Source organism: Flavobacterium sp. 22659 (assembly GCF_052044235.1).
GTDB classification, from domain to species: Bacteria; Bacteroidota; Bacteroidia; order Flavobacteriales; family Flavobacteriaceae; genus Flavobacterium; species Flavobacterium johnsoniae.
The window spans coordinates 1-7,299 of sequence record NZ_JBQEMU010000045.1 but is presented as its reverse complement, the minus strand read 5'-3'; the positions used below and the strand labels follow the sequence as shown (position 1 = coordinate 7,299).

Here is a 7,299-nt window from a genome sequence, read left to right as displayed (position 1 = left end):
CGGAGAAGCCAAATATTTATAGCCTCATTTAGCAATCTCTGCATAGAGCTCCAGCGGAGCGAAATATTTATAGCCCCAGAGGGGCGACATATTCTTTACCATAAAAAACAATACTTATCTTACAAAATTAAAATTATTAATTAGCTTTACCTTTTGTAATTTTAATTAAAACATGGCAGACACTTACTCTCAACTGTACATTCAAATTGTTTTCGCTGTAAAAGGAAGGCAGAATTTAATCTCTAAAAAATGGAAAGATGAAATTTACAAATATATTACAGGAATTATTACCAATCAGAAACAAAAATTGATTGCAATTAACGGAATGCCAGATCATATTCATATCTTAGTTGGAATAAAACCAAATATTTCATTATCTGATTTAGTAAGAGATATTAAATCAAGTTCATCTAAATTCATCAATGAACAAAAATGGATTAATGGAAAATTTGAATGGCAGAATGGTTTTGGTGCTTTTTCATATGGACATTCGCAATTGACTAATGTCATAAAATATATTGAAAATCAAGAAGTGCATCATAAAACCAAAACATTCAAGGAAGAATATATCGCATTTCTAAAATTATTCAATATTGATTTTAAAGATGAATATATTTTTGAAGAATTTTGATTTTATGCCGCTCCGCTGGAGCTTTAGATTTCATTTGGTTATTTTAATTGTTAGAAAATATTTTGCTTCTCCGAAGCATTTTTCAAATAAAATATGGCTTTGAAACTGATTTACATAGGGTTCTTTATCAGCATTTTTGGATGTTTCGCCCAAAACGATTCTGTGCAGAATCCGTATTTCAAATCTTATAGTGATAAAATTACGGGCAGTGTTTATTATTTAGACACTTCAAACAGCTTTCAAATTGCTTCTGGAAGTCAGGATTCAAAAATATTTGTAAATCTTATTCCAAACCGAAGAGAACAGATTGGCTTTAACTTAAACTATAAAATTATTGATGTTGGTTTTGGCTTTGCACCCAAATTTCTGAGTCAGAACAAAGGCGATTCGCATTCCAAGCATTTTAATTTCAATACCCGTTTTTATTTAAAAAAATGGATGCAGTCTTTTACTTATATCAATCAAAAAGGATTTTATATTAGTGATGACAATATTACGGCACAACTGCCTGATATGCGGACTATGAAAATTGGCGGATCGACGGCTTACGTTTTCAATGATAAATTTTCTTTCAAGACACTCGTTAGCCAAAACGAATGGCAGACCAAAAGTTCCGGAAGTTTTATTCCAACTTTCTCTTTTTATTACACCAATTTAGATTTAAATACACCCGATTCATCGCCTGGAGACATGTATGTTTTTACGCTGGCACCTTCCTATTTCTACAATTTTGTTATTAGTGATCGGGTTTTAATTGGCGCCGGGCTTGCTTTGGGAGCCGGACTAAATGTTATTGATAAAGATACCTCAGCTTTATATCAAGCTGATTTCAATTTAAAATTAGCTTACAATAATGACCGTTTTTTTGCCTTTGCCACTTTAAATACTATAAGTTTTGCCCAAGATGAAAAAGTCGATCCACGATTGAATGATAATATTGCGACTTTAAAACTTTCCGCAGGTTACAGATTTGATCCTCCAAAAAAAGTAAAGGAAGTTTATGATAAGGTAAATGAGAAAATCGGACTTTAAAAAACCTGCCGTCTCATAATCAATAAGTTGTGAAAATTGCTTAAATTACATGGATTTATAAAAACTAAAATTCATTATTATGGCAAATGTGAACCAGGAACAATTAAATCGTATGCATTCTGGCAAAGGATTTATCGCAGCATTAGATCAAAGCGGCGGGAGCACACCAAAAGCATTATCGCAATATGGCGTTCAAGAAAACAGCTATTCTAACGACGAAGAAATGTACACTCTCGTACACGAAATGAGAACCAGAATTATTAAAACTCCAGCTTTTGACAGCAAATATATTCTAGGTGCTATTTTGTTTGAAAATACAATGGACCGTAAAATTGATGGTCTGTGGACTGCCGATTATTTATGGGAAAAGAAAAATATTGTTCCGTTTTTAAAAGTAGACAAAGGCCTGGCAGATCTTGCCGGCGGTGTACAATTGATGAAACCCATTCCAAATCTGGATGAACTGCTTACCAGAGCCGTAGAGCGAAATGTTTTTGGAACAAAAATGCGTTCGGTTATTAAAGAAGCAAATCCAGATGGAATCCGCGATATTGTAGAACAGCAGTTTAGGATTGGTTTGCAGATTTTCGAAAAAGGATTGATTCCAATTATTGAACCTGAAGTTGATATTTACAGTGCTGACAAAGAAAAATCAGAAGAAATTCTAAAAGAAGAAATTCAGAAACAGCTTAACGCCTTGGATAAAGATGTAAAAGTAATGCTGAAACTTTCTATTCCAAGTGTTAATGATTTCTACAGCAGTTTAATCTCTGATCCGCATGTAGTTCGTGTTGTGGCATTGTCCGGCGGTTATTCGCGAGAAGAAGCAAACGACAAACTGGCTCAAAACCACGGATTAATTGCTAGTTTCTCCAGAGCTTTGTCTGAAGGACTCAGCGCAGGTCAATCTGATTCTGATTTTAATTCCACACTTAGTGAAACTATAAAAGCTATTTACAAAGCTTCAATTACTTAAAGATTCATTTTTCTAAATTAAAAAGAAAGATACTCTCTGCAAAAGGATACCTTTTGTAAGCTTCAGAGAAGCAAAACATTTATAGAAAAAGAATAGATTTTTACAATATGAAGCTCCAGAGGAGCGATATATATTTTTACAATCATTTATATATCGCTCCTCTGGAGCTTATTTTCATTTATCTTATTGGAATTCTATAAATATTTTACCCCGCTGGGGCTTTTCCTAATAAAATATATTTTTATGAATATTTCACCTTGTCAAAAAAAGCTCTCTTTTGTAAACTGTTCCTTTTTATTTTGAAGTCATCATTTCATCAGCCAGGTCTAATGTCTGCAAAATGATGTTTTTATTTGTTTGCAGCGAATTCAGTTTAAGCACAAACTTAAATTTATTGTCAATTAGTTTTTTAGGCGATTCCATTGTAAAATCTGAAAACTGCGATGCAATTCTATTCAGTTTGTTTAAATCGTCTTCTTTTGCATTTTGTCCAAAAGTTGTAACCGTCTGTGAAATATTAAGTTTCCCAAAAATAACATTCTTGCTCAGGTCTTTCTTTGTTTCTTTAACAAAAGCACCGCTTCCTTTACTAAAATGATCCAATGTATTGCTTACCGCGACAACATCTTTATCTTTTAGAATATAAATATCTCCATATTCTTTAGTTCCTGAAATTTGGTAATAATTTCCGTTTTGAGTCAGTATTTTTTTGCGAACGCCTAACTGCAGCAATTTATCTCCAAAAGTGGGATGAGTTGATGTAAAAACTACCGAAAACAGCGGAATTGTCTTTTTCACCTTTTCCTCTGTAATTTTTTCCTCGTAATTTTCATCATAACTATATTTTTTGGTCATTACCTCAACTTCTTTCACATTGTATAAAAAAGCACTTAAATCACCATCGAAAAGCTTTGCCGTGGCTTCTTCATCGACAATTGTAGATATTAAATCCGTGATGATTGCGATATCCTCTTTTGCAAATTTTGGATTCTGAAACATATCACTCATCAACGACGGAAACTTTTCAAGCGCTGCTTTGGTATTAATGTGATATGACATATATCCCAATGGTTTTTCAGACGGGAAATAATTAAAGATGTTTTTATTGATTTTTCTATCTCCAATTTTGCTGACAGCATCTGCAATTTCTTTAGAGTACTCTACAATTTCTTCGATTCTTGCATTGTCATTATCAAAATAGAAATCAAAGTTTATTCCTTTTACAAAATCTCCAAAGTTTTTCTGCATCGGCAAATATTTATCATAACCTCCAAACAATGCCATTGGAAGACTATATGCAGAATAAAAAGTAGAAATCATACTGCCGTAATCAACCCAGGTCGAAATATCTGCGCCAATATTAATCTTAGCTGAATTTGGTGCCGTAAAACCATTTTCGAATAAATGCTTTATAATTTCACTTTGGTTTTCTGCCAGTTTTCTATCAAATTCTGCTTGCTCAGCAGTATATTCTTCGTATGGATTTCCATCATACTGATACTCTTCCTGCACAGCATCTGTAAAAACTACAGGGTCATTTTTAGATACTGAAGGCTCTGCAATTTTTGGCGGACTTGGAACTGGAATTGCCGGATCACCATATGCGGGTGCTTCAACAATAGTATCGTTTTCATAATAATCTACTGCAGCAACAGAATCCATTACCGCTGTTGAAGTTGTTTCTTCATAATATTTCTTTGGAAGTCTTTTGGTTAATTCAAATATTACCAGAAATTCATCATTCCATGCCAGTGTTTTTTTAACTCCTTTTGGTGTAAAAACAGAATATTTACCCAAATCCTGGATAGCATTGTTCTCAGTTCCTGCTCCTAATTTTTCAGTTAAATACTGCTTTACAGCTTCTTTGCCTTTTATGGGAATCGTAAATTGGTAATACGGAACGCTGTCTAAAAAACTTCCGTGAATTGTAATTTTCTGATCTAATTTGATAATTGAGGTATATTTTCTCAAATCAAAATCAGGTTTCTTACTGATGTATTTTGTAATAATTGGATGATTGAGTACTTGGTTGATATCGACTTTTTTGGAAAGCTGATTTCCGTTAAACTGTACAAAATAATCGTATTTCTCCTGATTAATCTGAGCAAAAGAAAAATGTATGGCGAATATTAGAAATAAAGAATAAAATTGTTTCATAAATTAAGGCGTTAATTGGATCGTATTATTCATTAAAGTCGATTTTTTTAATACACTGTACATGCTTTGTTTTAAAAAAACGGTCTTTTTGTTTTTTGAGATTTTGCTGTTTGCATTGTTTACCGAAAGAATATCTTTATCGAAAGTATAGATTGCAATTATGCTGGCTTCTTCGAGATCTTTCTTTTTTTTAGGATCGTTCACTACTTTTTCGGGAATTGGATAAGATGCAATTCTTTCAAAGTTTTTGGCATTACTGCTGAAGTGAATTTGTTCGCGCTGATTGTTGATCGAATTTACCACTGTATTTAATGCTTTTAGATTAGCATAATTGAGTTTGATGATAAATACATAATTGTCAAAATCTGCTTTTGTCGATACATTCGAAATGCCTTCAATCTTAGAAGCTTTGATTTTAAAATCATCCAGTTTTTGGGAGATTTCCTGTTCGTTTGGGATTTTTACGCCATCGACTTCTTCAAGCCAAATAGCCGATTTGGTCTTAAACCAAGATTTCGAAAAGTCAATCATTAGCGTGTATTCACCACTTTGATCGTCGTGATGTTTGATTCTTTCTGTAATCTCAAAACAACTTGTTAAGAGCAGACAGCAGCAGAAAGCGAGAAATTTCTTCATTATACAAATTTAGACGGAAATATTTGAAAAACCTACCTCTAGCAATTCTTTAAATGCCTAAATTTTTAGATAATATTAACGGATTCTGTTATGGGCTAAACGCCTTATTCTATTCCTTTTTCTTTAACTTTGCACCACTCATTAAAACTTGAGATAAACTTCAAAAAAAATAAAAATAACTGCTGTTTTAGAAATAGATTCTGAGTCTGAGTTTCAAAGAAATCAACTAAAAATCTAAAATCTAAAATCTAAAATCTAAAATTATATGTTCCCATTACAAAGAGGCAGAAGATTAAGAGTAAACGAATCTATTCGTTCTTTAGTACGCGAAACCAGTTTAAGTCCATCGGATTTTATGTTTCCAATGTTTATTGCTGAAGGAGAAAATGTAAAAGTCGAAATTCCGTCAATGCCGGGAATTTTCAGAAGATCAATAGATTTAACAGTTGAAGAAGTAAAAGAACTTTATGATTTAGGAATTCGTGCCGTAAATATTTATGTAAAAGTCAGCGAAAATCTAAAAGACAATACTGGAAAAGAAGCCTGGAATTCTAACGGATTAATGCAGCAAGCTATTCGTGCCATAAAAGCCGCTTGTCCGGAAATGATCGTTATGCCAGATGTGGCATTAGACCCATACTCTATTTATGGTCATGACGGAATTATAACAAATGGTGATGTAGAAAACGACAGTACAGTTGATGCTTTAGTAAAAATGGCTGTTTCACACGCAGAAGCTGGCGCCGATTTTGTTGCACCAAGTGATATGATGGACGGACGTGTTTTACGCCTGCGCGAAGGTTTAGATGCTGCCGGTTTCCAAAATGTTGGAATCATGAGTTATTCTGCTAAATATGCTTCAGCTTTTTATGGTCCTTTTAGAGATGCTTTAGATTCGGCTCCAAAAGAAGCTGATGTTGTGGTCCCAAAAGACAAAAAAACATATCAAATGGATTATGCTAATCGTATTGAAGCAATTAAAGAAGCTTTGTCTGACGTAGAAGAAGGTGCAGATATGGTAATGGTAAAACCCGGAATTGCTTATTTGGATATTGTTCGCGAAATAAAAAACACGGTACATGTTCCTGTAACCGTTTATCAGGTTTCTGGAGAATATGCCATGATTAAAGCCGCATCTGAAAGAGGCTGGCTTGATCACGATAAAATTATGATGGAACAATTAATGTGCATTAAACGTTCTGGTGCTAATCTTATTTCGACATACTTCGCAAAAGAAGCTGCAATTTTATTGAATAAATAATATGAAAAAAATAGTATTCTTATCTGCCGTTTTAGCTTTTTCGTCTTGCAAAAAAGAAGTTTCAGAAAATACCGATTCCAAAACAGAAACCTATTCTGAAGGTGAATCGGCGAAAGCCAAAACTCCGGAAGATTTAGGAAAAGAACTTTTTGAAGGAAGAGGAAATTGTACAGCATGCCATTTACCAGATCAAAAAGTTATTGGACCAAGTATTAAAGAGATTGCCAAAATCTACAAAGACAAAAATGCTGATATTGTAACTTTCTTAAAAGGAAATGCAGATCCAATTGTCGATCCAAGTCAGTTCTCAGTTATGCAGACTAATTTTGGAATAACAAAAGCAATGTCTGATGAAGAATTAAAAGCTATTGAAACTTACATTTATAGTCATTTGAAATAATCAAATTATGTTGTAAAGCTTCGGAGAAGCGATATATTAAAACGTAGAAAAATATGTCGCTCCTCCGGAGCTTTATCAATATCGCAAATTGAATTTTCTATAAATATGCCGCTCCTCCGGAGCTTTATGACATTGTAAAATTAAATTCCTATAAATATATCGCTTCTCCGAAGCTTTATCATACTGTACATTGAATTTCTATAAAT

The 7,299-nt window shown here is 33.2% G+C and carries 7 protein-coding genes; 5 read left to right on the top strand and 2 right to left on the bottom strand.

From position 1 onward, the window contains the following. The first annotated feature begins 172 nt into the window (after positions 1-172). The 3 genes from tnpA (at position 173) to ACTJIW_RS24130 (ending at position 2,639) form a co-directional block, all read left to right on the top strand. Entirely contained in the window at positions 173-631 is a 459-nt protein-coding gene (gene tnpA / locus ACTJIW_RS24140; protein ID WP_440716477.1) for an IS200/IS605 family transposase, read from the top strand. Positions 632-724: 93 nt separating this feature from the next. After that, entirely contained in the window at positions 725-1,663 is a 939-nt protein-coding gene (locus tag ACTJIW_RS24135; RefSeq protein WP_440716476.1) for a DUF4421 family protein, read from the top strand. Between the two features lie 88 nt (positions 1,664-1,751). Continuing rightward, complete coding sequence (locus tag ACTJIW_RS24130) at positions 1,752-2,639, top strand: fructose bisphosphate aldolase (RefSeq protein WP_440716572.1); 888 nt, start codon at positions 1,752-1,754, stop codon at positions 2,637-2,639. A 294-nt stretch (positions 2,640-2,933) separates the two neighbouring features. Here ACTJIW_RS24130 and ACTJIW_RS24125 read toward each other — a convergent pair whose 3' ends face one another. Further along, positions 2,934-4,796, bottom strand: coding sequence for a hypothetical protein (locus ACTJIW_RS24125; RefSeq protein WP_440716475.1), 1,863 nt, complete (start codon positions 4,794-4,796; stop codon positions 2,934-2,936). Positions 4,797-4,799: 3 nt separating this feature from the next. Then, complete coding sequence (locus ACTJIW_RS24120; RefSeq protein WP_440716474.1) at positions 4,800-5,432, bottom strand: hypothetical protein; 633 nt, start codon at positions 5,430-5,432, stop codon at positions 4,800-4,802. A gap of 265 nt (positions 5,433-5,697) precedes the next feature. Between ACTJIW_RS24120 and hemB the strand changes: the two genes are divergently transcribed. Together hemB and ACTJIW_RS24110 are read left to right on the top strand one after the other, a co-directional pair. Beyond that, a complete protein-coding gene (hemB, locus tag ACTJIW_RS24115) occupies positions 5,698-6,693 on the top strand; it encodes a porphobilinogen synthase (RefSeq protein WP_012023044.1) in 996 nt (331 codons plus the stop codon). Position 6,694: 1 nt separating this feature from the next. Continuing rightward, positions 6,695-7,093 carry a c-type cytochrome gene (locus tag ACTJIW_RS24110; protein WP_012023045.1) on the top strand — a complete coding sequence of 133 codons (399 nt, stop codon included), beginning with the start codon at positions 6,695-6,697 and terminating at the stop codon, positions 7,091-7,093. Positions 7,094-7,299 lie beyond the last annotated feature (206 nt).